Consider the following 20,825-nt stretch of genomic DNA (forward strand, 5'->3'; position numbering starts at 1 on the left):
TTAGTAGAAATAGAATTTGAAATTAAAAAAGCTGATATCAACGACATAACTATTGAAATATCAAATAGTTTAATAGAAGTAATTCACAACAACAATAATAAAACATGGTCATTAGAAGATGTTAATTCTAATATAGTACTTAAATTTAATGGTCAGACAATTTCTGATAGTGAAGTAGACATATTACATTATAACTTTACGAACTTAAGCCAATCTATTACTAGCCTTGATTTAACTAACGGAGCAAGCACATTTATTGTAAGAAGTTCAATCAAAGCTATAGAGAGTAGTAACTTTGAAGGAATATACGAAGAAGAAATAGATCATACAGATATTACAATTAAATTAAAATCGGTATTATATAATAACATATGGTATACGATTGAAGATGCTTTGGCAGTTGCGAGGAGTGGCACAGTTGTTGTAGCATTTAATACTGCATTTGCATCAAGCGAAGTGGCTCAAGAGGTATATGGCGGCAATACACAGGATGTTAAAATGGGTGTTACGTTATTATTGCCTGCAAACAGTAGTCATGAGACAAGCAGAATTAAGGGTGGTACTAGTGGGCGAATCAATCGTACTCAAGGACCATTTATCAAGCTTTCAATGGAAGATGTTGTGCTTGATGTTTTTGGAGAACTAATAGTAAACGCTAAAATAGGATATTCACAACCACAATCCGGTCATGTCGTAGGATCTGAGTATTCAGAGTTAGAACTTATTGGAAATGCGATTATCAATATTAGAGCGAGTGCAACGTTGAGTGTTTTAGGATTCATTCATGGTGGTCATATATTTGCTGAAGAAAACTCAAAGGTTTATGAAACTATGATTATCAATAATTTCCCAGGCGGAAATGTGGCGCGAGTGACATATGAAGATGTATTACCTTTTAATCAATATGGCTTGAATCATATTATAAGCACAATAGAGTTTGCATCTGGTGTTGATTATTATGGTGTAGCTTACACATCTATTGAGGGTTTTAATGAGTTTATAGATGTTAAAGTTATAGGTGCGTCTACTGATTATATGTTACAATTACTTTCAGGCAAAGTAACTAAATATTTTAGTGAAAGCAGTGGAACGATAGAATTAGAACTTAATAATGCTGAAGTATCTTTCAATAATATTGAAGTCCCTATAAAATATGTTAACATTATCACCGTCAACATTAATATGAGTACTAAAGACAAGTATTTACCACTACCTGGTAATTTCAGTGTTAAAGTCTTAAATAATTCCAATATGGTAGTTAATTCAGTAATAGCATTATTGCCAGGATCATCAATATACGTTGATAATAGTTCAATTGTAACGCTAGGTAAAAATGGTGCTGTATTTACTACACTTGAAGGAGATTATCAATATAATAACAGTGCTGGTCATTATGGTTATGGAAGCAGTAATTCCACTTTAAAAAGCACCTATAGATTGGAACCAAACATTATGTATGGACCAAATGATTCTTCTCAAGTAATTGTAAATGGAACAATAATTGTCCAAGGTAAAATCTCAGGTACTTTTAGAACGAATGAAAATGCAAAAGTCATATTAATGCCAAGTTCAACAAATCAAATTACAATTAAAGAATTAATTTCTATTACTGGATCAGGATTATCTGTATCTGCACAAAAGATTGATAAAACTTATAAATTACTTGATGCACAAGAAAACGATATTAGTAATTTGCCTAAAGGAATATATACAGTGTCTGATGGTGGTAATACTTGGACGTTAGATAATTCTGAAGCACTAATATATTTCCATTTAAACGGAGGCACAGGAGTACCTAATGAACTTCATATTGATTTATTTAATTTTGACCCAAATCAATCAATATATATACCAGAACATGATTCAAAAGTATTTTCTGGATGGTTTGTTGACGAAGAACTAACAATTCCATATGTAAATTTAGCAACATTTGAAGATGAATTGCATCTATATGCAAAATACTTGAGTGAAAATGACATAAATATAATGCTTGAGTCAAATAAAGAATCACAAACTGGAGCTGGTGATATTATATTTACAGCAACGGTAAAAGATGTTGGGGGTAATAGTATAGCTAATTTAAAAGTTAATTTTATGGAAGGTACAACCCTAAAAGGCTCTGGAATAACTAATCAATTTGGTCAAGTTGCACACACATATAAGGCAACAAATGATAATAAGACTATTAAATTGGTAGCAAGTCTTGATAAATATCCAGATACAAAAGATGAAAAATCAGTAAAAGTGACTAAAAGTAGTAGTAGTAGTCCATTCTTATACTCTGTAGACTCAGCTGGAAACCTTCATTTCGAACACGAACCAATTTCACTTTCAATGTTAAAAGTATTAGAATCATCAACATATGGAACGCTAAGATTGTTGGAAGACATTGATGGAAAATACTATATTCAAGTAATTGAAGAAGGCACATCCATAACCATGTTAAATGGAGCTAATTTATTCTATTTTGATTATGAAGAAAATAACGAAATTATAGATTTCTTTATCGATGTTTATGGAAATCCATATAGTATTAAGGAAAGAATAACTCCAAATACATTTACTGATCATAAAGGAATATCTTACTTAGATCAAGTGTTGGCAAAAGATGGTAATTATGCAACGCTAGTAGAAAATTCTCAAGATTTATTAGCTTATTACTACATGACATTTAATAGACCAAACACCAACAACGCCAAATTTATGATTAGTTTACAAGATAATAGTATTAGCAATGGTAAAAACACAACTGAAATTTATAGTCAATTGTTGAGTTCATTTAATGCACATCGTAATTTATGGTGGTTTGATCAAATCTTAATGAACAACTCAGATGATGCACAAGTAGTTAAAAACTTATTTGATTCATTATTAGTAAATGTAGAAGTTTGGGATGGTAACAAATGGATTTATAAAGGCTCAATTCAAAGAGGATCATACTTACTAGAAGAATTCTTGCTTGTATTAGACTTAGAAGGAATTAACACCGAAGAATTAAATGTAAGACTACAATTGCCAGGTAAAGCACACTATATAATTGATAGCGTAGCTGTTGATTATTCTGAAAATATTGAGTTTTCTTATGGTGCAATGACACTAGAATCAGCAATGTTAAATAATGGATTAAATGTATATTCATTAGTTGTTAATGACTCTGACAATCAATATGTATCGTTAAGTTATAAAGATGCAGTAGAATTAGCATTTACAGCGCCAGAACTACAAGAAGGATTTACAAGAAGATTTGGAGTCGAAGTAAGTGGATATATTTATCCATCAGAGACAACTATATATGATGATTTAGAGGAATTAATGATAGGTAAAACCTTTGAAGAAATTAAACAAATTATTATTGATTCAGGTAGACAAGATTTAATTGATGATATACCATTAGTTGAAGAGTTTTATTACACTGTGTTACATATAGGAAGTCAAGATTTAGAAATAATTCTAGATATCTTATTCAGTGATAACAATCCACCTGGAGAGGACGATTAAATGCTCGAAATTACAAACTTAACTAAAACTTACAAAGGTACTAAAAAACCTGCAGTAAATAATATTAGTTTAAGCCTTAAACCCGGAGAAATATTCGGGTTTTTAGGCTTAAACGGTGCTGGGAAATCAACAACATTTAAATGTGCAACAGGTATTCAAACATTTGAAGAAGGAACAATTTTAATTAATGGATTTGATATTGAAAAAGATCCTTTAAATGCGAAACAATCCCTTGGATATATTCCTGATAATCACGCAACTTTTGAAGAACTAACAGGTCTTGAATATATAAACTTTATGGCAGATGTCTATAAGGTATCTGAGGAATTAAGAAAGATAAGAATTAATCGGTTTGCAGAGATGTTTAATATGGAACATGCATTAAATACGGTTATTAAAGCATATTCTCATGGGATGAAACAAAAGATAGCTATTATGGGTGGAATCATCCATTATCCAAAGCTTTGGATATTGGATGAACCACTAGTAGGGCTTGATACTTTTTCAATGGATGAAATTATGGCTTTTATGAAAGAGTATGCAAAAGACGGTAATACAATTATTTTTTCTTCACATATTATGGCATTAGTTAAAGAACTATGCGAGCGGGTTGCAATTATCGATCACGGTGAGATTAAAGCGTTATTTGAAAAACCTGAAGATATTGCAATTATTGATAAACATTTTAAAGAAATAGTGGATAGATATGGTAATAACGTTAATAAAGAATCACTTCAAAAGAAGTAAACCGAGATTAAATAATATAAATACTAAAAATATCTTAGGATTAATACTGTTAGGGATACTATCAGTATTAATCTTAGGAATTTTTGGCTATATTTTACTTTTATTAACACAAACATTTGCAAGATTAAGATTACCTGATGTTTATTTAAAAACGGTATTTTTTATTCTTTTAGGTGTTTTAACAATCTATGAAGTATTTAATATAATTAAGCAATTATATCAATCAAAAGATAATCATATTTATTTAAAATTACCAATAGAAAAAGAAAAAATATTTTTATCTAAGATTATTTATATCTATTTAAGACAATTATTAATCTCATTCGTCTTTTTATTTGCTACTGCGGGAATATACGGGTTTGTAGAAACTGATATTACAATTTTTTATTTTTTTAGATTAATAATAATTGCCATTATTATTCCGTTTTTATCATTAATTCTTGCAAGTCTACTATCAATACCAGTTTCATTTATTATGGGATACATTAGAAAAAACAAGTTTTTACTAATTGCAAGTATTACAATTGTTATTGGTGCATTCTTTATTGTCTATATCCAGTTTATTAATGTTGTCCTAAATTTCATTGATTTAACTAGTGCATCATCATCACCAATAATTGATCCATTAATAATTGAAAATTTAAGAGCATCGACAAATAATCTTTATATAAGTTCATTGTTTTATAATTTATTAATGAATCAATCGTTTATTCAAAGCTTATTAATCTTAGTATTAGTTTTAGGGGCATTAATGATAGGCGTTTATTTCTTATTGAAATATTTTTATTTTAAAGCTTTGAATAAAGAGAATGAAAGAATTGATGTTGAAATAAAAAAAGATATAAAATTAAATAAACCAGTTATAGCAATCTTTAAAAAAGAATTGATTACTTTAACTAGAAATCCTGATTATGCTTTCCAGGCTGTTGTTTTAAATGTTTTAATGCCAATCTTTATCTTTTTAACAATTAGACTAACATATAGAGCAGGAGAGGCAACAGTAGGTAGAGAAATAGTTCCTGGTATTACATTACTAACTGTTTTAGTATTTATCTTACTTACTAATAGTTTTCAAGGGATGATTATTAGTAGAGAAAAAGAAGCGCATTATATTACTAAAATTATTCCAGTAAAGATTATTCATCAATTGTTTGCTAAAATTGGATTTGGTTATATATTGAATTTCTTAATGACAATAGTTACGATAACTATTGTCACTAGTATGCAATATATAACTCTAATGGAAGGAATTGTAATATTTATATTAAGTATTATCTTTTCTACGGGATATACACTGACATTAGTCACATCTGATTATGAAAATCCCCAACTAACAAGTAATGAAGGTGGCTTTGAAGAGGGTTTAAATATGTATAAAACATTGTTTGTAGGTCTTTTCTTAGCGATTATAGTAGGAGTAGTCTTTAGTGTTACACCGTTTATTAGAAAGTTATTTTTATCTCAAAGAGTTTTTGAATTTTTCGGACTTTTTGTTATTAAATTAGATGCAAATAAAATTAATTATTTATTATATGGTGCAATTGTATTGATTCTACTTATTTATATGATTATAAGTATAATAAGAATTAGAAAGGTGGCTAATAATAAATGAAAAAGATTTTAATTTTATTCTTACTATCTTTCCCAATTATCATTTTTACAATCGTTACTTTAACTTCTAGTGTAATTGCATATTATGTACCGCTAGCAGTTGAAGGTATTGAAATGATCGAAGGATCTGATATTGCTGATAATGATGTTGGAACAACTCATAATTTAGAATTTCAAATATTACCAGCTAACGCTCGTAATATGTCATTTGAAATTAGAGATGAAAATGACTACTTAATTGTTGATTATAATCAAGGTGAAACAATTGTTTATAATAATTTACCTGATCATATTATTGAAATATCAGGTGAGACATTATTCATTCAAAATGGTAGAGTTAATTTAAATGTAAAAACTAATAATATTGGTTTTACAAGACTTACGATAATTACCAAAGATGGTAATTACCGTATTAATAGCGATATTATGGTTTTAGATAGTAATGCTGATCCAACTGAAATTCAAGGGGTTGTCTTAGACTATAATAAAACTAATGAGGATTATTTATTTGGTAATAAAAATGAGATAGTGGTAGGATTTACTTATTTTCCTAAACGTGCAATTAATGCTTCATCTGAAGATGAAACATTAATTAATGAAGCGTTAAGGGAAAATGCAAAAATTCTTCAATTTAATTCAACTAGAGGAAGACTATCTAATCTAAAGATTAGCGATACTGATTATGGTAGGGGAGAAATTACAATTGCTTCAAATAGTCAAACATTTGAAGGGATGATGACAATTGAAATATTAATTAATAAGTTAGTTAAATATGAGTTTAATGTTAAAAATGGTTATAATATATATAATGAAGATGACCTATTCGCTAATAATAGTACTGGGGCTAATTTGTTTTTATTAAATCATATTAAACTTAATAAAACAATTGTTTTTAGAAATGGGACTAATCTTTATGGAAATTACTTTCAAATTGACCATAGTAATCTTTTAGAGTATAATGAAAGAGATGAAAATGGCAAGGTATTAAATGTAGGTAAAAAAGCTATTACATTTATTGGCCATAATAGTGGTTTACATCAAGTTCACATAATAGGTGCTCTTGATGAAAACCAACAACCATATGAAAATATTGTTAATGTTGGAATGGATGCTCAAGGAACTAACGATAAATATATGGTAGTTAATGATGTAATTATTGAAAATGGCCGTTATAATTTATCAGTTAGAGGAAAAATTAATAGTCTAGAAGATGATATGACTTTATTTGATTTAGATAAGATTAACTTAATTGGTGCATATTTTGCATCTCTTGAAATTGATAACCACCAACATACAGCAACATATTCATGGGCTACAGAAGTTAATATTTCAAGATTAAACATTGGTTATACCGCAATTGGCGTTTTAGTTCAAAATAATCGTAATAGTAATCCAGGAAGTAAGATTAATTTAATTGAAAAAGAAGGAATTCAAGCAATTACATCAACTTCATGGCGTAACTTAGATGATGCAACTGGCGCTTTAAGTGCAAATAACTTCGGCTATATTATGAATGAGTTAAAATCCGAACAATATAGTGATGTTTACTATAAAGAAGGAAAGAATTATTATGTTAACCCTGTAATTATGTTACGAGGTGGTGGGAGAAATAGAAGTGAAATTAACTTTGAAAATGATTCTACCATAGATGATTTAATTATGAAGGAAAGAGTTCCTAAAGGAATGATTGAAGTTGGTATTGTGGGTGGAACCCATCCATTTGTTATATATTTATTAAATCCAAAATATTATAAGGAGTGATTGTAATGCGTAAAATAGTATTAAGTTTATTGATTATGTTTTCATTTGTACTTGTTGCATGTGAAGAGATTACTGATGATTACAACAAAGCAAAAGAACCTTCGATTGAGTTAAAAGTAGAGGGTGAGTTAACGCAAGCATATGAAGAAAATGAAGATTTAGAGGATGTTAGTTTCGAAATTGTTTTTAAACAATTTACTGAAAATAACATTAATATGGAAGATGTTGAAATTAATTGGTTTATTAGAAACCAATTAATTGAAGAGCATTCTAATAAAACTAATATTACTCAAATAGTTAATTCACCTGGTGATATTAATGTTAGAGTTGAAGTTAAGTTTGTTTTTGAAGAAAGAGCTAAAACATTAGAAGCAGATTCATTAATAAGAGTTATTAAAACTGCAACTAATATTTTAGTTACTAATAGCATTGATGATGCTAATCACCGAATTTCAGTAAAATTAGGTGATAATAATGAAGTTGAATTTACAGGAAGAATTACTGGTAATTTAAAACATAGTGTCATTAAATGGGTAATTCAAAAACAAACATCAGGCGAACCAGAAATATATCGTGAGTTTGAAGTTGATGATTTAGAAAATTTAGGTGGTATTGGTAATACTAACTTTACTTATAAGTTTGATAAGCCAGGCTCATACATTGTATTCCTTCAAACCGGTGAAGGTATTTCACAAGATGCTAATAGATATATTAGTAATTCAACTCATATTAATGTTGGATACGGCCAGTTTGAATTAAGTACTGAAGACGAAAAGGTCTTAAGTACAAATGATGGAATTACTAATCGCGTTTTAAAAGTTAATCCCCTAGATGAAGGTTTAGTTGGCGAAGGTGAATACGAATGGTATTTAAATGGTGAAAAACTAATTCATACAGGTTTAACATTCACACATGAAGATGCTACTTTGGGTGGGTATTTATATCAAGTAGTATTTAATCCGGCAGATGATTTAATAGTGCCACTTAAAACTGATCCGTTATTAATTATTAACGGGGTAGAAGTTTCAAATGAAACTGAAATGTTAACTGAGTTAAGTAAAAAAACAGAAGCGTTAATTTTAACAAATGATATTGAATATACTAATGAAGTTGACTCACTAAACCTAAAATATCCAGTAACTATTTACGGAAATGGTCATACATTATCAAGTAAAGAAATCTCTATATTTATTAGTGTTACATCTAATAATGTTTATTTATCAAATATGACAATAGTAAGAGCTAATAGATATAACTTAATGTTTACAAGAGTTGATAATGGTTACTTAGAAGATATTAAAGTAGATGAACTTGGTGGCGGAAGTAATCCTAATGATTTCTTATCTGGTGATTTTGGATCAGGTGTATACATTAATAAATCAGAAGTTGTTGTAAATAACATTGAATTTATTAGTGGTGGACTTGTAGGAATTAGAATTGATAATGATTCAAGTGGAACATCAAAAAAGGCAAGTTTAGAATTAATTGGTGAATTTAAATATAATTCTGAAGACCCATTATTCTTACCAATTGGTAGTGGTAAGAGTTCTAGAGAAGGAGTTGAAGTAATTGCTACAGGTTTTGATTACTTTGCACTTCCAGCTGGACAAATTACAATTAGAAGATGGGATAATCAAGGTGATCCGGTAACTTGGGAAATTTATGACCAAGAAAAAACCGAGTATCAATCAGGTGAGTTCTTAGACTTATTTGGAATTGGTATTAATGTTGATATTGGATTCTTAGGACTTGAGATTTCTAATGCGGAAGGCTTAATGTTTGTTAAGATGTATATTTCAATGTTTAAAGAATTTGGTACACTTGAAATAACAGATTTGGAAGATGAAGTCTTAAACACATATTATATTGTTGGTGAAACTGATGAAGTTGTTTATGGTTTAGATAAACTAGTTTATTCAAATACAAAAGAATTAAATGTTGATAATCAAGTAGAGCCTAAACTACCTACTGAACCAGGTCAATATAAAATTAAAATATATATTAGTGATGAATTCTATTTAGGTAGTGTATTTATTACAATAACTGAATAAGTAAAAATTAAGGCTCTTTAGAATATTTTAGGGTTTGAGTAAATCAAGCTATGGAAATTCTTAGGGTTTCATGAAAACGAAAGAACCGGAAATCCGGTTCTTTTTTTGTTAATTAAGAAATTCTATATCACGTATTTCTATGGTTTACCATAGCCAAAATAACCCTTCCACGAGGGTTGGATATAAATTTAATTTCTATTTGAATATAGTTTTAAATCTATCGTAATCTTCAATGACACTTAATCCATCTTTTCCACATGTAGGACATGTGAACCAACCATCCTTATATCTTATCATAAGAAGGATTCTTACTCTTTGTGTCTACTAAACTATACTAACATCAATGGATACTAATGGTATTTGGATTCCACTAAGGGAGTTTGATGCAAGGACAATGTTTCAAGATAAAGATGTTTTAATCAACTATTTCTCCGAGATTGATTTTCTGTCAAAAGCATTTAGATTCATAGTTGAAACAAATCAAGTTCAAAATGACAATAATCGTGGTAGAGTAGTCATTGGAGATATAAGAGTTATTAGAAATCACACTCATACTTACCATTCACCGTATATTTCAGTAGGAGATGCAGGACATTTGTCAACGTGCTCATTAGGATCTAAAGTTACAAACTTTAATATAGGGGATAAAGTATTTGGTGACTTGTCAGTTCAAAAGTTCGGCGGTTATGCAGAGTATGCGAAGGCAAATCAAAAAAGTATATATCATACACCAAATAATATGGATTTAAAAGAAGTTGCCGGTTTACCTATGTGTGCTTCTACCTCTCTCATAGCCATAGATAAAGTTAAGCTCAAAAAGATTGATCATATATTAGCGTATGGTGCATCAGGTGCAGTAGGATATACTTTATCTCAAATACTTACTTACGAGGGTTATAAAGTAACACTTGTCGCAAGTAAGAGACACCATAGTTATTTATCTAAACTCAAACCTATGAGTATTATGGACTACAATGTTCCTGATTTTAAATTAGAAAACGATAAATATGACGTAATATTGCAGTAAACGGATATCAACCAATTAAAAGCTATATGAAAGTCCTGAAGGAAAAAGGTAAGCTTGCTATTATTGGCGGAGATTTCAGGCAAATTAATGATGCAATGTTTAAAGGGCTTTATTATGCAATATTTAGAGGCAAAAAGGCTATAAGTATCATGAGTAAATCAACGCCTAAGACTTTAAAGAAAATTAAGGAACTTGTTGAAGATAATAAGCTACATCAATTTATCGGAAGTATCTATTTGTCAGCTCATATTAAAGATGCTTATATAGATTTTAAAGATGCAAAAGTGATGGGAAAGATTATTATTGAGATGCCTAAATAAAACAAGTGTGCACCATTGCTTCGTTGATAACTTGATGAATTTATGCTATATTTATACTATATACCAAGTAAAGAATTGAGAAAATACAGATGCATATTAAGACAATAGAAAACTATCAACCCAAAAATGAACAAGAAGCAATAGATAAAAAGGCAATGTTAGAATTTGCTAGAAATAATGATGATGCACTATTTAGGACAAACCTTATTGCTCATTTTTCAAATTCGGCAATTGTTTTAAATAAAACATTAGATAAAGTATTATTTGCTAACCACCTTATATATAAATCTTGGGGCTGGATTGGTGGACATAATGACGGTAATCCTGATTTTTTAGAAGTATTATTAGAAGAGGTAACAGAAGAAACAGGAGTTAAGAAAGTTAGGCCACTGTTTCATGAACCTGTGGCATTAGATAACATCTTAGTTCATAACCATATAAAACGGGGTGTATATGTGGGTGACCACATTCATATGAATTTGACCTATTTACTTATAGCTGATGAAGATGAGAAACTAGTTATAAAGGCTGATGAGAATAGTGGTGTTAAGTGGTTTGATTTAGATGATGTTCTAAATCATGTTACTGAAGAGCGTATGATATATATCTACCAGAAATTACTTTCTTATATAAAAACACTTAATAAGTAAAAATCACAATATTTAACACGAATACATAAAGCAGTTAATATCTAACTGCTTTTAAAATGCCTTTTATTGGAGCTTAAGGAAACTGTATAGTAATATATTTCTATATCGAAATAATTAGTGAAAGAGGGATACACATGTTTGATAATTATTTAATAGATTCATGGCAAAAAGGCGTACTGTACTTAACTACATTAGTAGTCATAGCGCTTATTTTCTTTACAGGTAAGAAAAAGTTAAAATTTAGTTTAAGAGTGATCATTGGGATGACTCTAGGCATACTAGTAGGATTTTTATTTGGTCCAACTACAACTACCATTAATGGTCAAGAAACAACAATTGTTGCAACAATAAGACCGATTGGACAACTTTATTTAAGATTAATCCAAATGGTTGTTGTACCTCTTGTTTTAACGGCTGTAATAAAGAGTTTTACATCACTTGAGACAATGCAAAAACTAAAGAGCATTGGTATTAAGTCTTTCTTCTGGTTACTTATAACAACAACTATTGGTGCGGCTATTGGATTCTTATTTGCATATATACCAGGATTGGGTAGTAATTTTGAACCAATTGGTGAATATGTAAGAGAAATTACGCCAATAGAAACAGTTATCTTAAATTTCTTCCCTAACAATATTGGTGCAGCTTTATCTGGTAATGTTGCATTACCCGTAATTGTGCTTGCATTATTTGTTTCAGTGGCAATCATTGTTGAAAATGTAAGACATCCAGAGCGCACTAAGGCTTTTATTGACTTTAATAATTCACTAAATACTATTATGACAAGAGTAACAAAGTTTGTTATTAAATTAACACCTTATGCGGTATTTTCATTTATGGCTTATGCTGTGGGTAGAAGTAATATAGAAACATTGAAACAACTAGGTTTATATATTGCGTTAATATATGGCGCATTAATCTTTCATTTTATATTTGTTCAAATGCTTTTACTAAAGATTATGAAAGTATCACCAATCAAGTTTGTTCAAAAATTCTCTCCTGCAATGTTTTTAGCGTTTACCTCTCAAAGTAGTTATGGTACCTTACCAGTTACTATGGAGTCCTTAACAAAACGTGTCGGGGTATCTGATCGTATTGCAAACTTTGTTGGACCATTAAGTGCTAATATAGGTATGAATGCTTGTGGAGGGATTTTCCCAGCGATGGTAGCAGTATTAACAGCAAATGCTTATGGTATTCCTATAGGACCAGTAGAGTTCATATTACTTTTAGTGATCACAACCATTTCAGCAATAGGAATAGCTGGTGTTCCAGGTATTGCAACCATTGCTGCAGCAGTAGTTTTATCAGCTCTGGGCTTACCAATTGATGGTATTGCTTTAGTTATTGCAGTAGATCCTCTAATTGATATGGGACGTACACTAATTAATGTTACTGGTGCTGGTGTTGCAGCAACTATCGTTGCCAAAACAGAAAATGAATTAAATTATGACATCTTAAACAATAAAGAAGAAGTTGTATTAAGTGAATAGTTAGAATCCATGAAATAATCGATTATAACATGTAATCGATTATTTTTTTAAAGTGTGAAAGAATTGGAAGGTAAGAAAGTAATAAAACATATTTTAGTTTGTTTAATTTGGTGTTATTTGTTATAGTATTTAGAGGTGCTCTAATATGGAAGAAAATAAACGCGTAAGAAGAAAAAGATATAGTGGTCTATATCCTAAAAAATATAATGAAAAATACAAAGAAAAAAACCCCGAAAAGTATAATGAAACTGTTCAAAAGGTTATAAAAAAGGGTAATACACCTGCAGGTATGCATCGTTCTATTATGGTTGATGAAATATTAGATTTTTTTGATATTAAACCGGGGCAAGTAGGGATTGACTTGACTACTGGATTTGGTGGACATAGTAAAGAAATATTAAAAAAACTAAATCACACAGGACACTTACATGGAATTGATCAAGACCCTATTGAACTACCAAAAACAAGAGCTAGACTAGAAAGTTACGGTTTTAGTAAAGATAACTTTACGCTTCATCAATTAAATTTTAAGGATTTTGATGAAATTGATATTGAAGGCTTTGATTTTATTTTAGCTGATTTAGGTGTATCTTCTATGCAAATTGATAATCCGGAAAGAGGCTTTACATTTAGAGAAGAAGGTCCTTTAGACCTAAGAATGAATCCGGAAGTTGGTATCCCTGCTTATGTAAGATTACTTGAGATGAGTGAAATAGAAATTGAACATATGTTAATTGAAAACGCTGATGAAATTTATGCAAAAGAAATAGCTAAAGAAATTACAAAAGCAAAAATACAAGGTAAGTACATTCAAACTACATTGGATTTACACCATGTTATTGCATCAGCACTACAAAAGGTTTCGAAAAAAGTATATGAAGAAGAACTAAAAAAAGCATCGAGTAGAACTTTTCAAGCATTAAGAATTGATGTTAACAGTGAATATGAAGTATTATTTGAGATGCTTGACAAATTACCGAGTAAATTAAATCCTGGTGGTAAAGTGGCCATTTTATCGTTTCACTCTGGTGAGGATAGGCTAGTTAAAAAGGCGTTTAAGCAATATTTAAATGATGGTCTATTTAGTATGACAGAAGGTCCAATATTGCCAAGTAAAGAAGAAGTATTTAATAATCCAAGAGCAAGATCTGCCAAACTAAGGATTGCTATTAAAGGTTAATAAAAAACGGTCACTATATCATATGGATATGGTGACCGTTATATTTTACGAATGAATTGAAACTGCTATGCCAAGCGCTTCTGGACCAGTGTGGATTGCTAATGCTGGAGTAATATTGGATATAGTGAAGTTTCTGATATGTGGTAGAGCTTCTTTGATTTTTGATGTGAAAACTTCTAAGTCTAGTTTAGAGTCACTATTCATTAATGAAACATCATAACTTTTACTGTCTTTAACAAATTGGGCAACTTGATGAATTAATTCATTAACAGCTTTTTGATAGCCTCTTTGTTTTTTAACTGTATAGTAGATACCTTCATCATTACATGTTATTACTGGTTTTATTTTTAATAAATCAGCAACTGTTGCAGATACTAAACCAATACGTCCCCCTTTTTTTAGGTAAACAAGTTTATCAACTGTGAAAAACACTTTCCTGTTTGTTAAGTTATGGTTTATTGTATGCACGATGTCTTCAAAGGATTTACCTTCTTCAATCATTTGAAGTGCATCTAATGAACTATAACCACTTGCCATACTAATGTTTTTGGTATCAATAAGTTCGATAGTTAAACCTTCATAATCTTCGGCAATTTGTCTAATGATATTCATTGTACCACTCAAGCCTTTTGAAATCGGGATACAAATAACATGTGTGAACCCGTCTTTTTTAATTTGGTCAAAAGTACCTTCAATGTCTTTTGGACTTGGTAGAGAAGTAGTTACTTTTTTATGATCGATGTGACTTAAGACTTCTTTTAATGAAATTTCTTTTTTATCAATATATTCTTTACCATCAATAATAATTCTTAATGGAAGTATATATAATGGCTTATTGGTTGAATCTATGTTAATGTCAGATCCTGAATCTGCAAGTATTGCGATGTTTTGTTTCATGTTTGAAACTCCTTTATGAATTTTTGATATCAAGTTTTGAAAATAGGTAGCTAGATAGCATGATAGAAGAAAATGCTATGGTAGCTGTTTTAAGCGGTAGCAAATCAATTGAAACAGGTTTAGAATAATAAGTTATATTAGGTTTTCCTTTTAGTTCACTCACAGCTGATTGTAGTGACTGTTCTAAAAAGTCAATAAATAAATTATAAGCATCGACTTTACCATAGACAGAAGTTAAATAAGCGATACCCTTATGTACATCATTTAAGCTACCTACTTGTTTAAGTATAGTAATAGTAATAATAAATGCGATGTGAGATCTTTTATATTTTTTCTTTATGGGTGGTGTCATAATTTTATGTTTTACATAGTTATTTATCATTGAAGCTGTAACAAAACTATCTTTGATATCTTCGTGATCGATAAATATATAATCTAAGTGTTGGTTCACATAGTTTATGACTTGTTCTGAGTATAGTTCAATGTCAGGAAGTTCTTCCCAACGTGGTAACTTTATAAGCTCTATTTTGTCTATCCATGCTTTAATTTCAAAATCCATTAAACACCTCTATCTAGTTATAATAACTAGGTTACCACGTTTTAAAGACTTTAACAACAACATTGCTTCAATTTCTATATTAAAGTATATCTAATGTAAAAAATACATAAATTAATGCCATTGGTATTTTAATAGATGAACCTTTTTGTATAATGAATATATGTTTAAGCTAAGATAGATAACTTTGAGGATGATATATGGATAATTCACATAAAGTTAAATGGTATATATTTTTATGGGATGTTTTTTTATGTTCAATAGGATCATATGGTGGACCTGAAGCTCACTATGGTGTATTTTCTTCCATATTAGTTAATAAGAAAAAATACATTAGCGAAGAAGAACTTACGGAAATGATAGGGTTATATGCACTAGTCCCAGGTCCGAGTAGTAGACAAACGATTACAGCCATCGGTTATTATGTTGGTGGTAAATTACTGGCAATCTTAACTTTTCTAGTGTGGGCATTACCTGCAATAATAGTCATGACCTTAATCGGTATGTTTTTTACGTTTATCGCTACAAATCATGCATGGGAACCGGTACTTATCTATCTATCTGCCGCAGCAGTTTCATTTATTATATATGCTGCAATTACCTTATCTAAAAAAGTACTAAAATTTAAAATAGATATTATTTTATATGTTGTCATGCTTGTATTAGGTGTATTATTTGCAAATCAATCTATATGGATAGTACCGTTATTACTGATACTGGGAGGCTTAAGTTATGTAGTTTTAAAAATTAGTGACAAACGTACATAAAAACTTGAATATAAACCAAAATGGCTTATACTAATAATTGTTGTAGTGCTAGCACTAGTCAATGAGATTTTAAGTCAAACACTTGATAATTCTATCTTAAATATCTATACCTCATTTTATAGATATGGATATTCTGTGATTGGAGGTGGACAAATTGTTGTCCCACTGATGATTACTGATTTGGTGAATAATCAATCTATTATCTCTTTAAATGACTTTTTAGCAGGTTATGCAATCGATCAGGCAATACCTGGTCCGCTATTTAGTTTTGCTTCATTTGTATCTGCAAGATCATTTGATGGTAGTAGTCATAGTTTTGTAGCAGGCATGATTGGTGGGTTTAGTATTTTCTTGCCGGGTATATTATTAGTGTTTTTCATATTTCCTTTATGGAAGGCTTCAAGAAGGATGCCTTTGATGAAACACTTCTTAACTGGAGTAAGTATTACTGCAGCCAGTTTGATAGTAATGACAGCGATTAACCAATTACTTAAGTTAGAAGTAGACTATAAGATATACGCTGTTGTAGTGGTTTCAACATTATTGCTGTTATCAAAAAAAGTGCCTGCGCCAATCATTATTTTACTTTCGATGTTATTAGGTTTTATAGTTTAGTTATTTAGATGTTTTGTTAAGGAGATTATATGGCATTATTAAGTTTAGGTATTATTTTAATCACGGGATTCTTAGCTGGTATATTATTTGAAAAATTAAGATTACCCAAAATAATAGGTATGATTATAGTAGGTATCCTCTTGGGTCCATCTTTTTTAAATAGCATAGATGGTGCTATTTTAGAAATTTCGGGATATTTACGTCAAATAGCTTTAGTGATTATACTTACACGTTCAGGTTTATCACTTAATATTGATAATTTGAAGAAGATAGGTCGACCTGCAATCCTCATGTGCTTTGTACCTGCTGTATTTGAGATTGTGGCAATCACAATCTTTGCACCAATGCTTTTGGGTGTTAGCTATGTTGAAGCACTACTCATTGGTTCAGTCGTTGCAGCAGTATCTCCTGCTGTCATCATTCCAAGGATGATCAAATATAGTAAAACAAATTATGGTACAAATAAAAATATACCAGAGCTTATTATGGCAGGATCTTCAGCGGATGATATCTTTGTTATTGTATTGTTTTATGCATTTCTTGGATTACTTAAAGGAAATACATTAAATACTTGGTCTATGCTTCAAATACCAATATCTATTATATTAGGTGCAATTATTGGCATTGGTGTGGGACTCGTTATGGTTAAGATTTTTGAAAAACACACCAAAACAATACTATCAAATATACTGATTTTACTTTCTGTATCTTTTATCCTTATAGGTTTAGAAATACTTATTCAAGATATGATTTCATTTTCCGCTTTAATTAGTATTGTAACTACCGGTATGGTCATATTATTTAAAAATAGAACGATTGCACATGACTTAGAAGAAGGTTATCAAAAGTTATGGTTATTCTTTGAGATTTTACTATTTGTTTTAGTGGGTATTTCTGTAGACGTAAATTACGCGATTAGTGCTGGATTTATGCCAATTATTGTTTTAATGATTGCACTGGTATTTAGAATGATAGGCGTGTATGTATCCTTATTATTTACCAATCTAAATACTAAAGAAAAAATATTTTCAATGATAAGTTACATACCAAAAGCGACAGTTCAAGCATCGATTGGTGCAATCGCATTAACTGAAGGCTTAACTGTTGGTAATTTAGTGCTTACTATGGCTGTTCTAGCCATATTGATTACTGCACCATTAGGTGCTATACTCATGGATAATATGTATAAAAAGTTATTATTCAAATCGGTTTTGTAGATAATCAGTTATGTATAAATATAAAAGCCTTTCATTTATAAGTTTGCTGTGTACTGTTATGAACATGATGATAAGTCGATAATAGAAAGAGCTAATAATTTAGTAAAAGACATAGAAAACCTAAATAATATGACCAAGGAACTTGGCATAAGTGTATCTATTGGTATTGTAAAAATTACAGATGAAAATAAAGACTACCACAGGTTACTAAACCTCGGGGATAAATGCATGTATGAATCCAAACAAAAAGGTAAAGGAAACATCACACTTTATGTGTGAAATTTAAAGGTTATATACTTTATATAGCCTTTTTTATTTCTATTTAGCAATAAAAATGATACAATATCTTTAATCTAATCAAGGGACAAGATATTATAATGATGCTTCAAAATATAGACCCGTTATTAATTGAATATTGTGAGAGGAATATTATACCTAAATATAAACTACTTGATTTGGCACATCAACCAAATCATGTCTTTGATGTTATAGAAAAATCGCTTATTATAGCCAAAGATTATGATGTGAACATTCAAATGATTTATGTTGTTGCGGTATTTCATGATATTGGATTACTTGTGAATAGAAAAACACACCATATAGATGGTGGTAAGATCTTAAAAGATGATGCATTCATCCAAAACTACTTTACCACAGATGAAATTGTAATCATGAAACAAGCAGTTGAAGATCATAGAGCATCCAATGATGATGCACCAAGAACTATTTATGGTAAGATTATTAGTGAAGCAGATAGATTAATCGATCCTGACCAAATCATATTAAGAACCATTCAGTTTAGATTAAGTGGTTCAAATAGTGAGGATTTCGATGCGATTTATGAGGGTGTAAAAGCGCATCTTATAGATAAGTATGGTCATGGTGGTTACCTAAAACTTTGGCTTAAGACAGAACAAAATGAAACACAACTGTCTAAATTAAGAGCCATAATTGATGATGAAGATGAATTATATAAAAAAGCAAAACACATATTTAATACAATAAGAAAATAACATGGATATAATAAATCCATGTTTAAACATATAAAAAAAGTACTTAAAAGGAGCGTATTTATAAAAAATGAATGATGGCACGATGTACATATTAATCATAGTAACAATTATTATATCTGCATTTTTCTCAGCAACTGAAGTGGCTTTTGCTACCTATCATAATCTTCGAATGAAGAATTTAGCAGAGAATGGAAATAAAAGAGCAAAACTAGTAATTAAACTCAACAGTAATTATGATGTATTTTTGTCAACTATTTTAATTGGTAACAATATCGCAAATATTTTAGGTGCATCACTTGCGACTTTACTGTTTGTCAAATCATTTGGTAATGATTTAGGTGCGACACTATCGACACTTGTATTTACAGTAATCATCTTAATATTTGGTGAAGTTACTCCAAAAAGTATTGCTAAAGAATATCCAAATAAATTTGCAATGTTTGCAGCACCGATTGTAAATGTCCTTGAATTTGTATTACTTCCAGTTAATTTTTTCTTCAAGGTATGGAAGAAAGTACTATCTTATATTGTTAAACCAAACAGTAAAGCTCACTTAAGTGAAGATGAACTCATCATGATTGTTGATGAGGTACAAGAATCAGGCGCTATTGATGAATCAAGTGGTACATTAATACGTAGTGCAATTGAGTTTGCTGACTTAGAAGCAGTGGATATTTATACACCGAGAATTGATGTTGTAGCTGTTTCAACAGCTGCAAACCATGAAGATATATTTAAAGTCTTCAAAGAATCTGGATATTCAAGAATACCTGTATATGAAGAAAATATTGACCATATCATAGGTGTCATGAACTATAAAGATTTCTTTATGGTTTTAACAGAAGGTTTTGATATTAAAGAAATTATTAAAGATGTTTTATTTATACCCAAAACTAAAAAAGTAAAAGATCTATTATTAGAACTTCAACAGTCTAAATCTCATATGGCTGTAGTCATTGATGACTACGGCGGAACAGCTGGTATCTTAACACTTGAGGATATACTTGAAGAACTTGTTGGAGATATTTGGGATGAACATGATGATATCATTGAAGCAGTTAAGAAGATGAATGATAATCAATACCTCGTTTTAGGTAATAGTAGTATTGAAGATTTCTTAGATATTATAGGTTCTAAAGAAGAGCCGAATGTGCTTACAGTCAATGGTTGGGTTGTAGAAAAATTAGGCACACTACCTCTTGAGGGCAAAACCTATGTAGTTAAGCCGTATACCTTTGAAATTGTTAAAATGGACGGTAAACGCATCGATTTAGTCCAAATTACGATTGAAAAAGAAGAACAAATTTCACATGATTTGGAAAATAATGAATAATAGTATAGTCAAATGAATCATTATTTGATACAATGAATATGCAATGATTAAGATGAGTAATTAAGTACTAATTTTAGAAGAGAATCACT

At 29.9% G+C, this 20,825-nt stretch carries 18 protein-coding genes and 1 other annotated feature (1 of these 19 running past the window's edge); of the genes, 16 read left to right on the top strand and 2 right to left on the bottom strand.

Annotation, left to right across the window (positions count from 1 at the left end; translation table 11 throughout):
• The 10 genes from IY230_RS05255 to rsmH all read left to right on the top strand — a co-directional run.
• Window positions 1-3,498, top strand: a 3,498-nt coding sequence (locus IY230_RS05255; protein WP_196370419.1) for an Ig-like domain-containing protein, incomplete at its 5' end; no start/stop codon positions are given.
• On the top strand, window positions 3,499-4,245 hold the full coding sequence (locus IY230_RS05260) for an ABC transporter ATP-binding protein (protein WP_196370421.1): 747 nt from the start codon (window positions 3,499-3,501) through the stop codon (window positions 4,243-4,245).
• Window positions 4,205-5,857, top strand: coding sequence for a hypothetical protein (locus tag IY230_RS05265; protein ID WP_196370423.1), 1,653 nt, complete (start codon window positions 4,205-4,207; stop codon window positions 5,855-5,857). Before IY230_RS05260 ends, IY230_RS05265 begins: the two co-directional genes overlap by 41 nt.
• The gene (locus tag IY230_RS05270) at window positions 5,854-7,617 is read left to right on the top strand and encodes a hypothetical protein (RefSeq protein ID WP_196370425.1); all 1,764 of its coding nucleotides are present in this window, start codon (window positions 5,854-5,856) and stop codon (window positions 7,615-7,617) included. The genes IY230_RS05265 and IY230_RS05270 overlap by 4 nt, the downstream gene beginning before the upstream one ends.
• A gap of 5 nt (window positions 7,618-7,622) precedes the next feature.
• A complete protein-coding gene (locus tag IY230_RS05275; protein ID WP_196370427.1) occupies window positions 7,623-9,668 on the top strand; it encodes a pectate lyase-like adhesive domain-containing protein in 2,046 nt (681 codons plus the stop codon).
• Between the two features lie 394 nt (window positions 9,669-10,062).
• A complete protein-coding gene (locus IY230_RS05280; RefSeq protein ID WP_196370429.1) occupies window positions 10,063-10,695 on the top strand; it encodes a hypothetical protein in 633 nt (210 codons plus the stop codon).
• Between the two features lie 26 nt (window positions 10,696-10,721).
• Window positions 10,722-11,015, top strand: coding sequence for a hypothetical protein (locus tag IY230_RS05285; RefSeq protein ID WP_196370431.1), 294 nt, complete (start codon window positions 10,722-10,724; stop codon window positions 11,013-11,015).
• 89 nt (window positions 11,016-11,104) lie between these two features.
• Window positions 11,105-11,665, top strand: coding sequence for an NUDIX domain-containing protein (locus tag IY230_RS05290; RefSeq protein ID WP_196370433.1), 561 nt, complete (start codon window positions 11,105-11,107; stop codon window positions 11,663-11,665).
• Between the two features lie 134 nt (window positions 11,666-11,799).
• Window positions 11,800-13,158 carry a dicarboxylate/amino acid:cation symporter gene (locus tag IY230_RS05295; protein WP_196370435.1) on the top strand — a complete coding sequence of 453 codons (1,359 nt, stop codon included), beginning with the start codon at window positions 11,800-11,802 and terminating at the stop codon, window positions 13,156-13,158.
• A 145-nt stretch (window positions 13,159-13,303) separates the two neighbouring features.
• The gene (gene rsmH, locus IY230_RS05300) at window positions 13,304-14,338 is read left to right on the top strand and encodes a 16S rRNA (cytosine(1402)-N(4))-methyltransferase RsmH (protein ID WP_196370437.1); all 1,035 of its coding nucleotides are present in this window, start codon (window positions 13,304-13,306) and stop codon (window positions 14,336-14,338) included.
• 45 nt (window positions 14,339-14,383) lie between these two features.
• Here the strand turns inward: rsmH and IY230_RS05305 are convergent, their stop codons facing one another.
• Complete coding sequence (locus IY230_RS05305; RefSeq protein ID WP_196370439.1) at window positions 14,384-15,235, bottom strand: DegV family protein; 852 nt, start codon at window positions 15,233-15,235, stop codon at window positions 14,384-14,386.
• A gap of 13 nt (window positions 15,236-15,248) precedes the next feature.
• Window positions 15,249-15,794: a DUF1836 domain-containing protein gene (locus tag IY230_RS05310; protein WP_196370441.1), complete on the bottom strand. Its 546-nt coding sequence runs from the start codon at window positions 15,792-15,794 to the stop codon at window positions 15,249-15,251.
• Window positions 15,795-15,991: 197 nt separating this feature from the next.
• On the opposite strand from IY230_RS05310, the gene IY230_RS05315 reads away from it, so the two are divergent.
• From IY230_RS05315 to IY230_RS05340, 6 genes are all read left to right on the top strand, one after another.
• The gene (locus tag IY230_RS05315) at window positions 15,992-16,558 is read left to right on the top strand and encodes a chromate transporter (RefSeq protein WP_196370443.1); all 567 of its coding nucleotides are present in this window, start codon (window positions 15,992-15,994) and stop codon (window positions 16,556-16,558) included.
• A gap of 45 nt (window positions 16,559-16,603) precedes the next feature.
• Window positions 16,604-17,173 (top strand): chromate transporter, encoded by a 570-nt coding sequence (locus tag IY230_RS05320; RefSeq protein WP_196370445.1) that lies wholly within the window; start codon window positions 16,604-16,606, stop codon window positions 17,171-17,173.
• Between the two features lie 29 nt (window positions 17,174-17,202).
• Window positions 17,203-18,390 (top strand): cation:proton antiporter, encoded by a 1,188-nt coding sequence (locus IY230_RS05325; protein WP_196370447.1) that lies wholly within the window; start codon window positions 17,203-17,205, stop codon window positions 18,388-18,390.
• A 48-nt stretch (window positions 18,391-18,438) separates the two neighbouring features.
• Window positions 18,439-18,669: a diguanylate cyclase domain-containing protein gene (locus tag IY230_RS05330; RefSeq protein ID WP_196370449.1), complete on the top strand. Its 231-nt coding sequence runs from the start codon at window positions 18,439-18,441 to the stop codon at window positions 18,667-18,669.
• Between the two features lie 98 nt (window positions 18,670-18,767).
• Window positions 18,768-19,403, top strand: a complete 636-nt coding sequence (locus tag IY230_RS05335) for an HD domain-containing protein (protein WP_196370451.1) — start codon at window positions 18,768-18,770, stop codon at window positions 19,401-19,403.
• A gap of 67 nt (window positions 19,404-19,470) precedes the next feature.
• On the top strand, window positions 19,471-20,736 hold the full coding sequence (locus IY230_RS05340; protein WP_196370453.1) for a hemolysin family protein: 1,266 nt from the start codon (window positions 19,471-19,473) through the stop codon (window positions 20,734-20,736).
• Between the two features lie 34 nt (window positions 20,737-20,770).
• Window positions 20,771-20,825: a binding site (T-box leader), on the top strand; it runs 135 nt beyond the window's last position.

It is taken from the genome of Acholeplasma laidlawii, assembly GCF_015709225.1.
Classification (GTDB): Bacteria; Bacillota_I; Bacilli_A; order Acholeplasmatales; family Acholeplasmataceae; genus Acholeplasma; species Acholeplasma laidlawii_A.